The following is a 16,484-nucleotide window of genomic DNA, read 5'->3' as shown; positions in this document are numbered from 1 at the left end:
GTCATGGGGTACTTCCTGTATCCGCTGGGCGCCATGCTGTTGTGGGCCGGCAATGTCATCGTCTCGAAGCTCTCGGCAACGGCCATCGCGCCGTCGGCCATCACGTTCTACCGGCTGGTGCTGGCGCTTGCCGTCATGACGCCATTCGTCATTCGACCGCTGGCGCGCAACTGGGTGCACATTCGCCCTCAACTGGCCAAACTCGGCTTCCTCGGTTTCCTGAGCATGTCGTTCTATCAGAGCCTGTCGTATCTGGCGGCGCACAGCACGACGGCGACGAACATGGCCATCGTGACGGCCCTCGCGCCGCTGCTCACCTTGCTGTGGAGTGTTGTGCTGCTGCGCGAGCCGCCAACGCTGGGCATGCTCGTCGGTGGCCTGCTGTCACTGGCGGGACTGGTGTATCTGATCGGGCAGGGGCATCCGTCGCAACTGCTCGACGGCGGCGTGCATCTGGGCGATGTGCTCATGTTGATCGCGTCGGCATCCTACGGGCTGTACAGCGTGTTGCTGCGACGCTGGCATGTGGCCGTGCCGCCGGCGCAGTCGACTTACGTGCAGGCATGGGCAGCACTCGTGACGATGATTCCGATGCTTGTGCTCGTGCCCGCTGGCCAGGCACAGCTCAACACCGCCACGATGCCGCTGGTGCTGTACGCGGGGCTAGGGGCGTCGATTTTGCTGCCGATCCTCTGGATTCAGGGCATTCGGCATCTGGGGCCGAATCGGTGCAGCATGTTCATCAACGTACTGCCTGTCATGACGGCGGCGATTGCGGTGGTGTTGCTGGGTGAGCGTTTGCACACGTTCCACCTGATCGGCGGCGGTGTAGCACTTGCCGGGGTGTTCGTTGCGCAGCGCTGGCAGCGCCCGCTGCCGGGCTTCGGCACGGCCCCTGAGGCGGCGTAAGCCCGCTGCCGCGCGGCGATGCTGCGACAGCGAGGCAAGGGGGGCGTTACGACCCAGGCACCGCGATCCCGTAAGTGCTCACTATGCGATGGTCCTGCTCTGCTGCGCAGAACGCTTCCCAGAGCAGGCCGTTGCAGTCGGTGCTGCTGGAATACTCGGGGACACAGTCGTCTTCGAAACCGACGTGCCGCAGCGCTCCGGCGTGCGTGGGCGACTGGTTGATCGAGAAATTCAGCAGGTCGGTACGCCACATGGCATAGGCGCCGGGCACGACAACCGCAGGCGGTTGGCCGAGACGCGTCGAATAGTCGTGAATGGATTCATCGAGATCGCGCACGGCGAGCGCGATGTGAAAGCGTTTCATGGGGGCTCCTGACATGGGCTTGGCAATGCATCGATGCAAGGCGATGTGAGCGCCCGCTCGCGATGCGAACTATCGAAGTCGATCAGGTCGGTCAGATCGACGAGGCCTATCCTAGATGTCGTCAGGATGTTCTGCCAGACGACCGGTTATCCCGGTATCCGGCGTAACTGGCTGGCGCAGATGGCCAACCGGCTTCGCCGGAGTCGTGCTGGAATCGAGCCGGATTCGTAACAGGCGGAAGGTGTGACGCGAGCGGGTGCTTACTGGGGCCGCTCGAAGTCGTTCTCGACCCACGCGCGGGCGCTGTTGCGCGAGAGCTTGAACGTGGGCGGCACCTTGACCGACGCGAGCGTGTCGCCAAAGCGGTCGATGGCGCTCAGCATGGCGTACGGATCGTAGTCGTCGGGCACGATGTCGAGCGTGACGTCGATGTCGCCGTCGGGACCGTCGACGCTCACGCGTTTGTGCAACTGGGCGCGCAACTGCTGTTCGTGACGACGCAGCACCTCGGCGGCCGTTTTCACCAGCGTGTGGAACGCCCCCACATCGAGTGGCTTCGGGTTCTTCTTGTCGCGCCCCATGGTCCAGGGGCCGACGAGCGCCGGTTCCGATTCGCCGTCCTTGTACATGGCGACGGCCCAGCCGTCGTCTTCCTCGTTCTTGACGACCTTGGCCGTCCACCCGTCGTCGCGCCACAGGCGGGCATCGTGGACGGCGTCGTGGCTATCGGTGGGCGTGTCGGTCGGATGAAGGTCGGCGGGGATGGCAGTCACTGTCGGAGATGGGGCTTGGGAAAGGGCGGACATTTGTGCGACGCCCGTCGAAACGCACGGGCGAAGGGGGCGATTTTACCGCGTCCGACTGGGACACGGACACGCGCCCTGTGCTGCGTAGGCGAACGCGTCGTGCTGGCCTCGCCCGGTCATTCGTTGGCGAGCGCCAGCGCGACGAGCAACACCACGGGGAGCAGCACACACCAGAAGCCCGCGCCATGATACGCAAAGCCGCCGAAAACGGCCCCGACCGCGAACGCTGCCAGCGCGGGGATCATCTTGCGCAGGCGCGTTCGGGCGGCGTTATCGTCGCTGCAATGGCCGCTCGCCAGCTCGACGATGTCGATCACGATCTGCGTGGTATTGCCGGTCATGATCGTGGTGGGGGCCAGATCGGCGAGGACGAGGCGCCCCACGGCATTCTGGATGGCGAGTGCGGCCACGCCGAACATGCCCGACAGAATCGCCAGCGGCGCATCCGCCGAGACGACGGGTTGCGCGGCCAGGCCGACGACCATGAACCCGAGCAGCAGCAACGTTTGGACAACGAGTAGCGGCCGCAGCGGCCGGCGCTCGGTTCGCGAGAAGCGCTGCACCACGAGCTTCACGAGGGCGACGACGATGACGAATACGGGCAGTGCCAGCAGTTTGGCCAGTACGCCGATATGGGTGCTCGCGACCAGTTGCACGCCGATCATCACGAAGTTGCCGGTCACGTGCGCGGTGAATAGTCCGAACAGCGCGATGAAGCCCACGACGTCGATGTAGCCCGCCACGAAAGCGAGCGTCATGCCGATGGCGGCGGGTTTCGCGAAGTGGCTTACCCACGCGCGTGCGGCAGTGGCAGCCTCGGTCGGCGTGGGGATGTGGCGGGGGGTACCCATGGCAGCTCCTCTGTCGACTTGCGTGGCAGGTTTTGCGCATCCGGGGCGGCTTGCGTGGCAAGCGCAGCCGGGCTCGGGGTGCGGGTGAAGCATATCACCGCCTGATAATGGCCGGCCCCGGCGACGATCGCGGTTCCGTCAGCGTGGGGCATCGGAGTGCCCGGCGAGAATGATTCGGGGCTGATAGCATGTGTCGTCGCACGCTACGTGCATGCTCACCGTCACGCCAATCTTCGAGGAGCTTTCCGATGTCGATCTCTCTCTACCGTGCCACCGTTCCGGTCTATCTGCGCGGCCTGTCCGTCATGGCCGATTACCTTCAGACGGCGCGCGCCCATTGCGAGGCCAATTCGCTCGACCCGGCGACGATTCTCCAAGCGAAGCTCGCGCCCGATATGCTCGACTTCGTGGCGCAAGTGCAGCGCGTGAGCGACACGGCGAAGTTCGCGGTTGCGCGGATCGCCGGTGGAGAGTCGCCGAAGTTCGATGACAACGAGACGACGTTCGACCAATTGCGTGATCGCATCGCCAACACAGAGGCGTATATTGCCAGTGTTCACGAAGATCGTTTCGTCGGGGCCGAGTCGCGACCGATCACGCTGAAGTTCAAGGACCATCAGACGACGATGGACGCGGTTGACTATCTGCTGAAGTTCGCGTTGCCGAACTTCTATTTCCATGTGACGACCACGCACGATATTCTGCGCGCCCAGGGCGTGGCAGTCGGCAAGACGGATTATCTCGGCCCGTACGAGATGGAGAAAATCTGAGCGGTACTTGCGGGTCGGTGGCACCTGCGAGACATGCGTTGGCGCGGGCCATGTGAGGCTCCCGCGTCAACGCGTGGCGACGCATTGCTGCACGCGCCCCTCGCCCGTCATGGCTGGCGCGGCTCCATCATCGCGAGCACCGTGCGCGCCGCCTCGTCCGACGAGGCCGGGTTCTGGCCCGTGACCAGCCGGCCGTCGCCGACCACATGCGATTGCCAGTTGCCGCCCTTCTCGTACAGGCCCCCCAGACGCTTGAGCTCGTCTTCGACCAGGAACGGCACCACGTGGGTGAGACCGACTGCGGCCTCTTCCTCATTGGTGAATCCAGTCACACGGCGTCCCCGCACAAGCGGCTCGCCTTGCGCGTCGCGTACCTGACGCAGCACGCCCGGCGCGTGGCAGACGAAGCCGATGGGCTTGCCTGCGCGCTCGAAGGCTTCGATCAGACGGATGGAGTTCGGGTCTTGCGCCAGATCCCACAGCGGGCCATGGCCACCTGGATAGAAGACGGCGTCGTAGTCGGTGGCATCGATGTCGGCCAGCCGGAGGGTGTTCGCCAGCGCGCGCTGCGCGACCGGGTCTTCGCGGAAGCGTCGCGTCGCGTCGGTCTGCGCATCGGGTTCGTCGCTCTTCGGATCGAGCGGCGGCTGGCCGCCGGCGGGGGACGCCAGCGTGAGCACCAGTCCCTCGTCAATGAACACATAGTATGGCGAGGCGAATTCTTCGAGCCAGAAGCCGGTCTTCCTGCCCGTGTCGCCGAGGCGGTCGTGCGAGGTCAGTACCATCAGGATGTTCATGAAACGTCTCCTTGTCGAGTCGGCCATGCGGCCAATTCTACCCGTCATGCGACGCGCCCGCAGGCACCGGCTGCCGCGGGCCGCGTTCGCTCCCGAGGCAGGGGCTACGCGTCTCATGTGAGCGGAATTCACAAAAACCCATCATCGAATTCGATTTGCGCGGCGCCGGGTGTCCGCTATGCTGGTGCGGATGCGGGCATCGCCCGAAGCCATTCGATACACACACGACCCCACGACCCGGCGGCGGTGGCCGCCCTCAGGAGCAAGACATGCAATTGATTGGAATGCTGGATTCCCCCTACGTGCGTCGCACGGCAATCTGCCTGAAGTTGCTCGGACTGCCGTACGAACATCATGCGCTGTCCGTGTTTCGAACGTTTGACGCGTTCGCCGAGATCAACCCGGTCGTGAAGGCCCCGACGCTCGTGACCGACGACGGTACGGTGCTCATGGACTCCACGCTCATCCTGCAATATCTCGAGACACTGGTCGATCCGGCGCAGCGGCTCGTACCGAGTGATCCGGCCGAGCGTCTGCGCGCGTTGCGCCTCACGGGGCTGGCCTTGGCGGCGTGCGAAAAGTCGGTGCAACTGGTGTACGAGCGCGAACTGCGCCCGAGCGAAAAGCGGCACGCGCCGTGGACCGATCGCGTGCGCAAACAGGTGCATGCGGCGTTTCACGCGCTGGAGGTCGAGCTGGCGCAAGTGCCTATCGTGGCGACGCCGGACCAGATCGGTGAGCATGGCGTGGCGATTGCCGTGGCGTGGCAGTTCCATCACCTGCTGGTGCCAGAGCTCGACTTTACCGACGAGTTTCCGGAAATCGCCAGCTTTTGCGCGCAGGCCGAAGCGCTCCCGGCGTTTCTCGAGACGCCGCCGACCTGACGCGACAATGGCGCGCGCCCAGTGCCGGACGGCGCCGCGTCCGGCAGGCGAGGTCAGTTCTTGAGCCGGTAACCGGTCTTGAACATCCACGCGACGACGCCGAGGAAGACGGCGAGGAACACGAGCGTCATGCCGAGGCTCACACCGACGCTCACGTCCGCGAGTCCGTAGAAGCTCCAGCGAAAACCGCTGATGAGATACACGACCGGATTGAACAGGGTGACCGCGCGCCAGAACGGCGGCAGGATGTGCGTCGAGTAGAAGCTGCCGCCGAGAAACGTGAGCGGCGTGATGATGAGCAGCGGCACGAGTTGCAGCTTCTCGAAACCGTCGGCCCAGATGCCGATGATGAAGCCGAGCAGGCTGAACGTCACGGCGGTGAGCACCAGAAACAGCACCATCCAGATCGGATGCTCGATGCGCAGCGGCACGAACAGCGCGGCCGTGCCGAGCATGATCACACCGAGAACGATCGACTTGGTGGCTGCCGCGCCCACGTAGGCGATCACGATCTCCATGTACGACACGGGCGCGGAGAGTATTTCGTAGATCGTGCCGGTAAAGCGCGGGAAATAGATACCGAACGACGCATTCGTCACGCTCTGCGTAAGCAGCGAGAGCATGATGAGGCCCGGCACGATGAACGCGCCGTAAGGCACGCCCTCGATCTCGGGAATGCGCGAACCGATGGCCGCACCGAATACCACGAAGTACAGCGAGGTCGAGATGACCGGCGAGATGATGCTCTGCATCAGCGTGCGACGCGTGCGAGCCATCTCGAAGTTGTAGATCGCCCTGACGGCATGGAAATTCATGGCGCGGCTCATCCTTCTTTCCTGTGCACGAGCGAGACGAAGATGTCTTCGAGCGAGCTTTGCGTCGTATGTAGATCCTTCACCGAGATGCCGGCGCGTTCCATGTCGCGCAGCAGGGCGGCGATGGACGTTTGCTCGATGTTGGCGTCGTAGGTGAAGACGAGTTCGGTGCCATTGTTGTCGAGCGCGAGGCCGTAGGCGGCGAGCGCATCGGGAACGGCGGACAGCGGCTCGGCCAGTTGCAGCGCGAGTTGCTTGCTGCCCATGTGCCGCATCAATTCGGTCTTCTCCTGCACGAGGGTGATCTCGCCGCCGGTGATGATGCCCACCCGATCGGCCATCTCCTCGGCCTCTTCGATGTAGTGCGTGGTGAGGATCACGGTCACGCCGGTTTCGCGCAACGAATTCACGAGACGCCACATGTCGCGGCGCAGCTCGACATCGACGCCGGCGGTCGGCTCGTCGAGGAACAACACGCGCGGCTCGTGCGAGAGCGCCTTGGCGATCAGCACGCGTCGCTTCATGCCGCCCGAGAGCTGCATGAGGCGGCTGTCCTTCTTCTCCCACAGCGAAAGCGAACGCAGCACCTTTTCGATGTACGCCGGGTTTGCCGGCTTGCCGAACAGGCCCCGCGAGAACGAGACGGTGGCCCACACCGACTCGAAGGCGTCTGTGGTCAACTCCTGCGGGACCAGGCCGATGGCTTCACGCGCGGCACGGTAGTCCGTGACGATATCGTGACCGTCGACGGTGACCGTGCCCGAGGTGGGGCGCACGATGCCGCAAATGGTGCTGATGAGGGTCGTTTTGCCGGCGCCGTTCGGGCCGAGCAGGGCGAAGATCTCGCCGCGCCGAATTTCCAGATTGATGTTCTTGAGCGCCTGGAAACCCGTTGCGTACGTCTTCGACAGATTCTGGATTGAGATCACGGATGGCATGGCGGCGACGATAGCACAGGCGTGCTGAACTTGTTGGACACACCGCGCGGGCGCAAGACAGTGGGCACCGGATCGTCGTTGACGCCGATGCCCGCCCGCAGCCATGATGCGAGCGGCCGGACGAGCGCCCGGCGCGCCCCAATGCTTTAGTCTCCCGGCATCTCCTTCGGCACGATCACCATCCAGTTCATGCCGAAGCGATCCTTGACCATGCCAAAGGTCTTCGCGTAGAAGGTCTCGCCGAGCGGCATATTCACCTCGCCGCCATCGGCCAGCCCATGGAAAGCCTTCTCCGCCGCCGCTACCTCGGTGAAGTCGACCGACAGCGAAAAGCCGTCGAACTTGGGCTTGCCACTCACCCTGCCGTCCGAGGCCATCACCATCGATTCGCCGAGGGTGAATTCACCATGCATGATCTTGTCCTCGCTGCCAGGCGGCAGCATCCCTTCCGGGCACGGCTCCGGGCTTTCGCCGTAGCGCATGAGCATGCCGCGCTTTGCACCCAGCACTTTCTCGTAGAACGCAATGGCTTCTTCGCAACGACCTTCGAAAAACAAATAGGAATGGACTTGCATGGAACGCTCCTGTTGATTCTGGAAAAGGGGCATGACGACGCCCTGGCAGAGAAGACTTACGGCGCGAACGTCATGGGCACCGACGCGTGCTCGTGTACCACGCGCCAGCGACCTTGCGACTTGCGATAGCCCACGGTAGCCCGCACGGTGGCGCCGTGCGTCTGGCCGTCCGGGCCGGTGTTGCGAACGACATTCACGCTGTGGCTGAACGCCAGATCCCCGGCGTGCACGAGGTGCCACTGCGTGACTTCGAAATGGATCGGCCCGACCGTGTGGCCGAACCAACCCTCGAGCAGACGGCGGTATGCCTGGGTGCCGCGATGCTCGGTCGGCGGCATCACGTCGAACACGACGACCTGCGGGTCATAGTGCTCGAGCAGGGTGCCGACCGTCTTGTTGCGCACGGCGTCAAGCCACGCCGACTGGATTGCACGAATGGCGGCTTCGTCGCCGTGCGCGGGATACGTCTCAACCATAGTGCCTCCTGATGTGCAATGAGTGACTTTTGATGGGGAACGACGACAACCACAGCGACGACATGGCCATGCCGCCCGGCACATCGAGGAATGATGCGCCGCAACTTGTCTTTGTGGACAGTGTACACAAACAATAGCAGACATAATGGACACTGTCCACAAGGAGCTGTAATGACGGAACAGGCAACATCGACGGGGCCGGCGCGCGCGACATATCGACATGGCGACCTGCGCCGGGCATTGCTGGAAGCCGGGATCGCGCTGGCGCGCGAGGGCGGGCCCGATGCGGTGGTGTTGCGTGAGGCAACGCGTCGCGCCGGGGTGGTACCCAATGCGGCCTACCGGCACTTCGCGAATCGCCAGGATTTGCTCGGCGCGGTGCGCTCGGCGGCGTTGGCCGAACTGGCGGTGGCCATCGAGCATGAGCTGGCGGCGCTGGAAACGGCGACGCTCAGCGCCATCGAGCGCGCACGGGCCGGACTGCGCGCGGTCGGCATCGGTTATCTGCACTTCGCCCGCGCACAGCCGGGACTGTTCCGCACGGCCTTTTCTCCGTCGGAGAATGTGCGCTCGGCGGCCGATCCAGCCAAGGCGGGGGAGAGCGGCCTGAATCCGTTTGAGTTGCTGGGGGCGTCGCTGGACGGCATGGTCGCGGCCGGCATCATCGACGCTGCGCAACGACCTGGCGCGGAGTATCTCGCCTGGGCGGCCGTGCACGGGTTGTCGGTGCTGGTCATCGATGGCCCGCTGCGTCATCTGCCCGACGATCAGGTCGACGGGTTGGGGCAGCGGCTTGTCGGGATGGTCGAGCGGGGCCTGTCGCACGCGCGCTAGCGCCGGTGGGGCACTGGCGGCATCGGCGGCACCGACAGTCGCTGCGCGCGGGGTTGGTCGAGCGTCGTCAACCCGTCTCAACTCACCTCGTCGTCAGACGCGGCGTCATCAAATCGGCGAGCCAGTTCATGAACACCTGAGCGCGCCGGGGCAGATGACGTCGGTTCGCGTACAGCAACGTGACGGCCAGCGGCTCCGCTTGGTACTCCGGCAGTACGGCTTGCAGCGACCCGTCGGCCAGCCGCTCGCGCACGCCGCTCTCGGGTGCCTGAATCAATCCGAGTCCGGCGAGGCATGCCGCTTGATAGGCATCGGCATTGTTTACGGTCAGCACGCCCTCCATCGGCCACTGCGTATAGCGTTCGCCGTCGAAGTATTCCCAGCCCACGGGGCGAGACCCAAGCGTCGTCGTGTAGTGGATCAGTCGATGCGAGCGCAGATCGCCGAGCGAGCGCGGCACGCCGTAGCGCACCAGGTACTCCGGGCTCGCGACGTTGACCTGCCGCATGTCGCCGAGCGGTCGCGCGATCAGCGTCGAGTCGGCGATGGTGCCCACGCGCAGTACGCAGTCGAATCCCTCGCGCACGAGATCGACTCGCCGGTCGGTGCTCGACAGTTCCAAGCGCAGGGCCGGGTGTTGCGCCAGAAAGCCAGGCAATTGCGGGATGACTGTCGTACGCGCGAGCGTCGCGGGCAAATCGACGCGCAGGCGACCCGTGAGCGCTTCGTCGCGCGCAACGAACATCGTCTCCCACTCTTCCATGTCGGCGAGCAGATCCTGGCATCGCTCGAGGCACGCCTGTCCGTCCTGCGTGAGTTGTACGCGTCGCGTGGTCCGATGCAGCAGGCGCGTGCCCAGCTTGGCCTCCAGCTGTTTGATGGCGTTGGATACGCTGGCGCGAGGCAGGCCAAGACCGTCAGCGGCCTGCGTGAAACTGCCAGTCTGCGTAATACGCACGAAGATGCGCATGGCGTCGAGCTGATGCATGGTGGGAGAGGGTCGATCCAAAGGTCGATTGTTATTGGAATTTGATCAGTGTAATCAAATTAGCCTGGTTTATTGGTGAAACGCATTGCAATAACCTGTTGAACATACCGCGGCACCTAAAGCGCTCCGTCTGGGGCAGTTGGTGACGGACATCGACTGGCTCACGCGAGCGCCGGCCGCTGCGGTCCAAGGCGACCGGCGAGGTCGTCGATCGGATTCAACGGGGCATTGTCAACGGGCAGGGCCCAACGCTTTCAGGAGATACACCATGACTCGCAAGATCGTTCTCATCACCGGTGGCAGCCGCGGCCTGGGCCGCGCTTCGGCGCTCGCCGCCGCACGTCGCGGTATCGACGTCATCCTCACCTATCGGCGCCAGCGCGCGGAAGCCGACGCGGTCGTGGCCGAGATCGGCAAGCTGGGCGCCAACGCCGTCGCCCTTCCGCTCGACGTGTCGGATGCGTCGCAGTTCGGACCGTTCGCGGCGCAGATCAGGCGCGTGCTGGGCGACCTCTGGCAGCGCGACACGTTCGACTTCCTCGTCAACAACGCCGGAACGGGCTTGCATGCGTCGTTTGCCGAGACGACCGAAGCGCAGTTCGACGAACTCGTGCGGCTGCATCTGAAGGGGCCGTATTTCCTGACGCAGACCTTGCTGCCGCTGATCGCGGACGGCGGGCGCATCCTGAACGTCTCGAGCGGCCTGGCGCGTTTCTCGCTGCCTGGCGCGTCCGCCTACGCGATGATGAAGGGCGGTATCGAGGTGTTCTCGCGCTATCTGGCCAAGGAACTGGGGGCGCGCGGCATTCGGGCCAATACGGTGGCGCCGGGCGCCATCGCGACAGACTTCAACGGCGGCACGGTACGTGACAACCAGGGCGTCCATCAGATGATCGCGGCGAACACGGCGCTGGGGCGCGTGGGCGAGGCCGAGGACATCGGCGGCATGGTGGCGGCGCTGCTGGCCGACGAGACGGGCTGGATCAACGCGCAGCGCATCGAGGCGTCGGGCGGCATGTTCATCTGATGGCTTCAGCGAAGCCTTAGTGCGCGGGGCGGCGTGAGCGCATCGAACCGGACCAGGCCACGGCGCCGACGATGCACATGCCGCCCGCGGCCATCTTGAGCGTGGGCGACGTGCCGAACAGTGCCCATGCGAAGGCAATGGCATAGACGGGTTCGAGCGCGATGACCACTGCCGCCCGACTGGCCTTGACCGTGCGCAGCGCGTGGATGAACAGCGTATACGCGAGAGCGGTGCACACGACGCCGAGGCACGCCAGCCATCCCCATTGGACCACCGGGAGCGACAGCGCCTCGCGCCAGGCGAAGGGGCCGAGCACGAGCAGGATGCCGAAGCATTGCCACCAACTGGCCTGCAATGGCGACGCCTGCGCGCCCTGCACGCGATTGGACAAGGCGATGACAGCGTAAATGGCGCCGGAGAGCACCCCCCAAGCGAGGCCGACGGTTGCCCCGGCGCGCCAGTCGAACGCCGGGGTGACGAGCGCCAGTCCGATGCACACGAGCGCGATGACGCCCCCGTCGCCCAGCGTGGGCCGCTCGCGGCGCAATGGCCATTCGAGCAGGATCACGAACGCCGGGAAGCAGGCGAAGCCGAGCGTGCCGACGGCAACGCCGCCGGCTTTGATCGCCAGGAAGAACGCGAGCCAATGCGCGGCGAGGAGCACGCCCGCGACGATCAAGCGCAACGCGGCGTCGGGCGAAAGCCCCCGCCACGGTGCGCCGCCCGAGACCCGCGCGGCACTGCGCATGCCCGCCAGGCCCGCGAGGGCAATGACGCTCAGCGCAAGCCATGCGAAGAGGCCGCGACCGAAGACGATCATGGTGCTGCTCGCGGCAATGTGCTCGCCAAACAGCGCCGAGGCTCCGAACAGCATGGCCGCGACATGCAGCGCGATCTGCTGGCCGGCCCCGCCGTGCGGTGGCTGGGCGATGTCGGATGCCGCGGGTTTGCCGGTGACGGCGGCCTCAGGCATCGCTGGAGCGATCGGGCACCGGGACGGCCGTGGTGTACAGGACCTGCTTGAGCGCGAAGCTCGAACGAATGTTGCGGATGCCCGGGATGCGGGACAGACGATCGGTAATGAGCGTCTCATAGGCGCTCATGTCGCTGACCATCACGCGCAGCAGGTAATCGGCGTCGCCCGACATCAGGTAACACTCCATGACGTTCGGCAACGCGGTGACGGCCGCTTCGAAGGCGTCCAGGCCGTCGCGATGCTGGTTTTCGAGCGTGACGTGGATGAAAACGTTGATGTGCAACCCGAGCCGGGACGGGTCGAGCAGCGTGACGCGCTGGCGGATGTAGCCCGCCGCTTCGAGCGCCTTCACGCGCGCCAGGCACGGTGATGGCGAGAGGTTCACGCGCGAGGCGAGTTCCACGTTGGTGAGGCGGGCGTCGGCTTGCAGCTCCCGCAAAATCTTCAAATCAATGGCGTCGAGGTCCATACCACATTGCGCGCGCGCCCCGGATGAGGGTCGGCGTTCCAGTCGATTAGCCGCTCGGTCGGCGACAGTGCCGCAATACTAGCCTATTTGATACCGTTTCCAATGCGCTGGCCAGGCCGCCGTCCCGAAACCGCCGCCGCTTGGTTCGCCCCGCGGGTTCTTTCTGCAACATTCCTGTCATGTAAGGGACGGAAATGTTGTATTTCTGCGTTGCCGCCCGCCGCCATCTTCAACACGTGTTGACGATACGCGAACGTTTGCTAATATTCCGATTTTTGAATGAGAATGTTAACGATTCTCATTAAATATAAATATTTCAAAAATGTCACTCGGAATTTCAAGTATGACCTTCGCTCACCATCACCGCGCCTCGGGGAAGGCTGGCCGCGTTGCGGCGGGCAACACAGTCGTTCCTCGCAGCCACCTCGCGCCACTCGCGTTGGCCACGCTGTTGACCTTTGCCGTCACCCCGGCCGTCGCCCAGTCGCTGGCGGCTACGTCCACCGTGCCGGCCCCGTCGGCCGATGAGACGACAAGCGACGCTGTTGCGCAAACCACGCTCCAGGCCACGACGGTGACCCGCTCGGCCCTGCGCGAAACGCCGCAGAACCTCAAGCAGCCGGTGCAATCCGGCGCGCTCGGCTCGCGCAGCCAGCTCGATACGCCGTTCTCGACGACGGTGGTCAGTCAGGAGCAGCTCGAACAACGTCAACCCGCCAAGCTCGGCGACGTGTTCTCGACCGACGCCTCCGTGACCGACGGCAGCAACGCTTTTGACGCGTGGGCCGGTTACATCTACGTGCGCGGCATGCCGATCGATTGGCAATACGGCTTCAAGCTCGACGGCATGCCCGTGATGACCTACGGCGTGACGATGCCGTACGAGCAGTTCGAGCGCGTGGAACTGCTCAAGGGGTTGTCCGGCTTCATGTACGGCTTCGTTGCCCCGGGCGGCGTGGTGAACTACGTGACGAAGAAGCCGACGGACGAGCGCATCGCCAGCGTCGACGTGGGTTTTCATTCGGATGGCATCTGGCGCGAGCACGTCGATCTCGGCGGCCGTGCCGGGCCGAACGACATGTTCGGCGCCCGCCTGAACTACACGCATGAAGAGGGTCGCACCTATTCTGACGGCAATCTGAATCGCGACACGGTGTCGCTCGCGCTCGACGCCCGCCTCACCCCCGATCTCACGTGGAACTTCGGCGCCATGTATCAGGACCGTCGGGCGACGGGCACAACGCCCTCGCTCTCGACGGCGTCCTTCCAGGGCAATCAGTTGCCGGGGCCGATCAATGTGTCGAGCGCGAATCTCCAGACGCAGGCCACGCATCTGAACACCATCACGCAGTTCTACACGACCGGCCTGCAGTATCAGGTGAATCCGGACTGGAAGGTCTCGGCCAACTTCGCGTACAACAAGTCGACGCGCGACCGTAACGAAGCCACGCTCTACTTGCTCAACGGCGCGGGCGACTTTCGCGGCTTGAACGATCTGGGCGACGAGATCAACACGTTCCACGCGTGGCAGGTGACGGCCGAGGGCAAGGTTCGCACTGGGCCTTTCGCACATCAACTGACGTTCGGCTACGCATCGCAGTATCAGACGAACGACTACACGTATCTCTACAGTCCGGTCACCGCCAACGCGTATGTTCCGTTCTCGACATACTCCGGCAATCTGTACCAGGGCACGTCGTATCAGTTCTTCGGCGACGGCTCGACGCTCAAGGCGCAACGTTCCAGCGCCATCGAGCAACGCTCGGTCTTTGCCTCGGACACGGTGCAGATCACGGACCGTCTATCGGTGCTTGGTGGCGTGCGCTTCACGAACTACAACCAGACGAACGCGCAGGGCATCTCGACTTACTCGACGAACGGCGTGTTCACGCCAACGCTCGCCGTGATGTACAAGCTCGCAGCAAACACGACGGCGTACGCGAGCTATGTGGAAGCGCTCGAGGCCGGCGAAGTGGTAGGGTCGACCTACGCCAACGCGGGCGCGGTGCTCAATCCGTTCAAGAGCCGTCAGTACGAGGTCGGCGTGAAGACGGAACAGGACACCTGGAGTACGACGGCGGCGCTCTTCCGCATCGAGCGTGGTGCGGTGTATACGAATAGCGCCAACGCGCGCGTGTCGGACGGCCAGTCCATCTATCAGGGGATCGAGCTGGCGGGCTCGGTGAAGCTGGGGCCGCGGTGGACGCTCGGCGCCAGCGCCATGGCGCTCGATAGCTGGTACGCCCGTACGAACGGGTTCGACGGCAACCGGGTGGGCGGCGCACCGCGCTTCGTGCTCTCGGGCAACGTCGAGTACAAGGTGCCATACGTGCCGGGCCTCTCGGTTGGGGGCGACATCCGCTACAACGGCCGCACGGCGCTCAATCCGCAGAATTCGCTGACCGTCTCGGGCTACACGCTGATCAACCTCGGCGCGACCTACCGCACACGCGTCGCCGGCAAGGACGTGACACTGCGCGCGGCGGTGAGCAACCTGACCAACCGCAAGTACTGGGAGTATCAGTACGACAACTACATCAAGCCGGCCGACCCGCGCATGGTCAGCCTGAACGCGAAGATCGACTTCTGATCGACGTCGGGCATCCGGCGATATCCGGCTAGTCACGGAAACAGCGGCTCGCGAGATCCGCTGTTTTTTCGTTTGGGCGTCACACCTGGCAGGACGTGGGTTGCGCGTCGGCTATGCCCTTCATTGAAAAAATCCATCGAGCGATTCGACAGAATGGCTTGATTATCTATCTACCGATAGATAGAATGCGTTTCATGGATCACACAAACACATCGCCAACGACACCGACCGTCAAGGAGCAACTGCTCGAGCATGCGCAGCGGTTCCTGATGACGCGAGGGTATAACGGCTTTAGCTATCGAGACCTGGCTGAGCAAGTCGGCGTCAAGACGTCGAGCATTCACTATTACTTCCCGGCCAAGGAAAACCTTGTGCTTGAAGCGATCAAGGCTTACGACGCGTTGATCAATGAAGGGCTGGCCGGTATCGACGAGGCGCTGCCGCCTGCGCAGAAGCTGGCGTTGTATGCGCGAGGGTTCGGGCGCATTGCGGCCGATGGGCATCGGATCTGCCTGTGCGGCATGCTGGCGGCGGATATCGAGACGTTGCCGGAGACGGTTCGTGAAGCGGTGCAGCGTTTTTTCGCGTACCACGAAGGGTGGCTGGGACGTGTGCTGGCGCAGGGCGTGGCAGACGGCTCGCTGAGGCTGAGGTCGTCCCCCGACGCCACTGCGCGCGCGCTGTTTGCGGGGTTTCAGGGCAGCGTGATGGCTTCCCGGCTGTTTCGGGCGCCGTCGCGCCTGGAAGATGTGGTGGCGTCGGTTTGCGGCGTCGCTTGAGTTGACGCTGGCGCCATGCGCCAGCGAACGCGTGTCAGAGGGATCGTCCGGCCGGAAGGTCACGCCGTGAAGGCGTGCCGGGCCGGGACGGTCGAAGTTCGAAATGAAATTTTCTACTTACCAGGAGTTCGTCATGTCGATCGAAAAAGTGCTGTATACCGCCCATGCCACCGCCACCGGAGGCCGCGATGGCCGTGCCGTGTCGTCCGACGGCGTGCTCGACGTCAAGCTGGTCGTACCCAAGGAAATGGGCGGCCCCGGCGTTGGCGGCACGAATCCGGAGCAACTGTTTGCCGCCGGTTACTCAGCTTGCTTCCTGGGCGCGTTGAAGTTCGTGGCGGGCAAGGAAAAGGTTGCCCTGCCGGCCGACACGAAGATCGACGGTAGCGTGGGTATTGGACAGATCCCGACCGGCTTCGGCATTCAGGCCGAACTGAAGATCAGCGTGCCGGGCGTGGACCGCGCTACGGTCGAAGCGTTGGTGCAGAAGGCGCACATCGTGTGCCCGTATTCAAACGCCACGCGCGGCAACATCGACGTGACGCTGACGGTGGTCTGAGCGAGGCGACGTCCCGACCGCACGCGGGAGAACCACGCTGGATAAGACAAGGGCAGCCTTCGGGCTGCCCTTGTCGT

At 64.3% G+C, this 16,484-nt stretch carries 19 protein-coding genes; 8 read left to right on the top strand and 11 right to left on the bottom strand.

The window, feature by feature from the left end:
- Nucleotides 1-3: 3 nt before the first annotated feature.
- Complete coding sequence (locus PTE31013_RS18255) at nucleotides 4-909, top strand: DMT family transporter (RefSeq protein ID WP_150614197.1); 906 nt, start codon at nucleotides 4-6, stop codon at nucleotides 907-909.
- A 46-nt stretch (nucleotides 910-955) separates the two neighbouring features.
- Here PTE31013_RS18255 and PTE31013_RS18250 read toward each other — a convergent pair whose 3' ends face one another.
- The 3 genes from PTE31013_RS18250 to PTE31013_RS18240 all read right to left on the bottom strand — a co-directional run bounded on the left by PTE31013_RS18250 (nucleotide 956) and on the right by PTE31013_RS18240 (nucleotide 2,930).
- Nucleotides 956-1,273 carry a VOC family protein gene (locus tag PTE31013_RS18250; protein WP_150614196.1) on the bottom strand — a complete coding sequence of 106 codons (318 nt, stop codon included), beginning with the start codon at nucleotides 1,271-1,273 and terminating at the stop codon, nucleotides 956-958.
- A 260-nt stretch (nucleotides 1,274-1,533) separates the two neighbouring features.
- On the bottom strand, nucleotides 1,534-2,079 hold the full coding sequence (locus tag PTE31013_RS18245; protein ID WP_246174683.1) for a hypothetical protein: 546 nt from the start codon (nucleotides 2,077-2,079) through the stop codon (nucleotides 1,534-1,536).
- 116 nt (nucleotides 2,080-2,195) lie between these two features.
- The gene (locus PTE31013_RS18240) at nucleotides 2,196-2,930 is read right to left on the bottom strand and encodes a YoaK family protein (protein WP_150614195.1); all 735 of its coding nucleotides are present in this window, start codon (nucleotides 2,928-2,930) and stop codon (nucleotides 2,196-2,198) included.
- Nucleotides 2,931-3,178: 248 nt separating this feature from the next.
- On the opposite strand from PTE31013_RS18240, the gene PTE31013_RS18235 reads away from it, so the two are divergent.
- Nucleotides 3,179-3,700, top strand: a complete 522-nt coding sequence (locus tag PTE31013_RS18235) for a DUF1993 domain-containing protein (protein WP_150614194.1) — start codon at nucleotides 3,179-3,181, stop codon at nucleotides 3,698-3,700.
- 107 nt (nucleotides 3,701-3,807) lie between these two features.
- On the opposite strand, the gene PTE31013_RS18230 is transcribed toward PTE31013_RS18235, so the two are convergent.
- Nucleotides 3,808-4,497 carry a type 1 glutamine amidotransferase domain-containing protein gene (locus PTE31013_RS18230; protein WP_150614193.1) on the bottom strand — a complete coding sequence of 230 codons (690 nt, stop codon included), beginning with the start codon at nucleotides 4,495-4,497 and terminating at the stop codon, nucleotides 3,808-3,810.
- A gap of 269 nt (nucleotides 4,498-4,766) precedes the next feature.
- On the opposite strand from PTE31013_RS18230, the gene PTE31013_RS18225 reads away from it, so the two are divergent.
- A complete protein-coding gene (locus tag PTE31013_RS18225) occupies nucleotides 4,767-5,381 on the top strand; it encodes a glutathione S-transferase family protein (protein WP_150614192.1) in 615 nt (204 codons plus the stop codon).
- A gap of 53 nt (nucleotides 5,382-5,434) precedes the next feature.
- Here the strand turns inward: PTE31013_RS18225 and PTE31013_RS18220 are convergent, their stop codons facing one another.
- The 4 genes from PTE31013_RS18220 to PTE31013_RS18205 form a co-directional block, all read right to left on the bottom strand.
- Nucleotides 5,435-6,196 carry an ABC transporter permease gene (locus tag PTE31013_RS18220; RefSeq protein ID WP_150614305.1) on the bottom strand — a complete coding sequence of 254 codons (762 nt, stop codon included), beginning with the start codon at nucleotides 6,194-6,196 and terminating at the stop codon, nucleotides 5,435-5,437.
- An 8-nt stretch (nucleotides 6,197-6,204) separates the two neighbouring features.
- Complete coding sequence (locus tag PTE31013_RS18215; protein WP_150614191.1) at nucleotides 6,205-7,134, bottom strand: ABC transporter ATP-binding protein; 930 nt, start codon at nucleotides 7,132-7,134, stop codon at nucleotides 6,205-6,207.
- Nucleotides 7,135-7,280: 146 nt separating this feature from the next.
- Nucleotides 7,281-7,709, bottom strand: a complete 429-nt coding sequence (locus tag PTE31013_RS18210) for a VOC family protein (RefSeq protein ID WP_150614190.1) — start codon at nucleotides 7,707-7,709, stop codon at nucleotides 7,281-7,283.
- Nucleotides 7,710-7,765: 56 nt separating this feature from the next.
- Nucleotides 7,766-8,185 carry a YybH family protein gene (locus PTE31013_RS18205; protein ID WP_150614189.1) on the bottom strand — a complete coding sequence of 140 codons (420 nt, stop codon included), beginning with the start codon at nucleotides 8,183-8,185 and terminating at the stop codon, nucleotides 7,766-7,768.
- A 171-nt stretch (nucleotides 8,186-8,356) separates the two neighbouring features.
- On the opposite strand from PTE31013_RS18205, the gene PTE31013_RS18200 reads away from it, so the two are divergent.
- Nucleotides 8,357-9,019 carry a TetR/AcrR family transcriptional regulator gene (locus PTE31013_RS18200; protein ID WP_150614188.1) on the top strand — a complete coding sequence of 221 codons (663 nt, stop codon included), beginning with the start codon at nucleotides 8,357-8,359 and terminating at the stop codon, nucleotides 9,017-9,019.
- An 82-nt stretch (nucleotides 9,020-9,101) separates the two neighbouring features.
- Here PTE31013_RS18200 and PTE31013_RS18195 read toward each other — a convergent pair whose 3' ends face one another.
- The gene (locus PTE31013_RS18195) at nucleotides 9,102-10,007 is read right to left on the bottom strand and encodes a LysR family transcriptional regulator (RefSeq protein ID WP_150614187.1); all 906 of its coding nucleotides are present in this window, start codon (nucleotides 10,005-10,007) and stop codon (nucleotides 9,102-9,104) included.
- Nucleotides 10,008-10,275: 268 nt separating this feature from the next.
- Here PTE31013_RS18195 and PTE31013_RS18190 point away from each other — a divergent pair, with 268 nt between their 5' ends.
- The gene (locus PTE31013_RS18190) at nucleotides 10,276-11,034 is read left to right on the top strand and encodes an SDR family NAD(P)-dependent oxidoreductase (RefSeq protein WP_150614186.1); all 759 of its coding nucleotides are present in this window, start codon (nucleotides 10,276-10,278) and stop codon (nucleotides 11,032-11,034) included.
- Between the two features lie 16 nt (nucleotides 11,035-11,050).
- Here the strand turns inward: PTE31013_RS18190 and PTE31013_RS18185 are convergent, their stop codons facing one another.
- Both PTE31013_RS18185 and PTE31013_RS18180 read right to left on the bottom strand, forming a co-directional pair.
- Entirely contained in the window at nucleotides 11,051-12,007 is a 957-nt protein-coding gene (locus PTE31013_RS18185; RefSeq protein WP_150614185.1) for a DMT family transporter, read from the bottom strand.
- Complete coding sequence (locus PTE31013_RS18180) at nucleotides 12,000-12,479, bottom strand: Lrp/AsnC family transcriptional regulator (protein WP_150614184.1); 480 nt, start codon at nucleotides 12,477-12,479, stop codon at nucleotides 12,000-12,002. Before PTE31013_RS18180 ends, PTE31013_RS18185 begins: the two co-directional genes overlap by 8 nt.
- A 343-nt stretch (nucleotides 12,480-12,822) precedes the next feature.
- Between PTE31013_RS18180 and PTE31013_RS18175 the strand changes: the two genes are divergently transcribed.
- From PTE31013_RS18175 to PTE31013_RS18165, 3 genes are all read left to right on the top strand, one after another.
- Nucleotides 12,823-15,069, top strand: coding sequence for a TonB-dependent siderophore receptor (locus tag PTE31013_RS18175; protein ID WP_150614183.1), 2,247 nt, complete (start codon nucleotides 12,823-12,825; stop codon nucleotides 15,067-15,069).
- A gap of 194 nt (nucleotides 15,070-15,263) precedes the next feature.
- Nucleotides 15,264-15,848, top strand: coding sequence for a TetR/AcrR family transcriptional regulator (locus PTE31013_RS18170; RefSeq protein ID WP_150614182.1), 585 nt, complete (start codon nucleotides 15,264-15,266; stop codon nucleotides 15,846-15,848).
- A 133-nt stretch (nucleotides 15,849-15,981) separates the two neighbouring features.
- Nucleotides 15,982-16,407 carry an organic hydroperoxide resistance protein gene (locus PTE31013_RS18165; protein ID WP_010808601.1) on the top strand — a complete coding sequence of 142 codons (426 nt, stop codon included), beginning with the start codon at nucleotides 15,982-15,984 and terminating at the stop codon, nucleotides 16,405-16,407.
- The last annotated feature ends 77 nt before the right edge of the window (nucleotides 16,408-16,484 follow it).

The sequence above is a fragment of the Pandoraea terrigena genome (genome assembly GCF_902459705.1).
Taxonomy (GTDB): Bacteria; Pseudomonadota; Gammaproteobacteria; order Burkholderiales; family Burkholderiaceae; genus Pandoraea; species Pandoraea terrigena.
The sequence above is the reverse complement of the archived record's forward strand: the minus strand, read 5'-3'. Positions and strand labels throughout refer to the sequence as shown.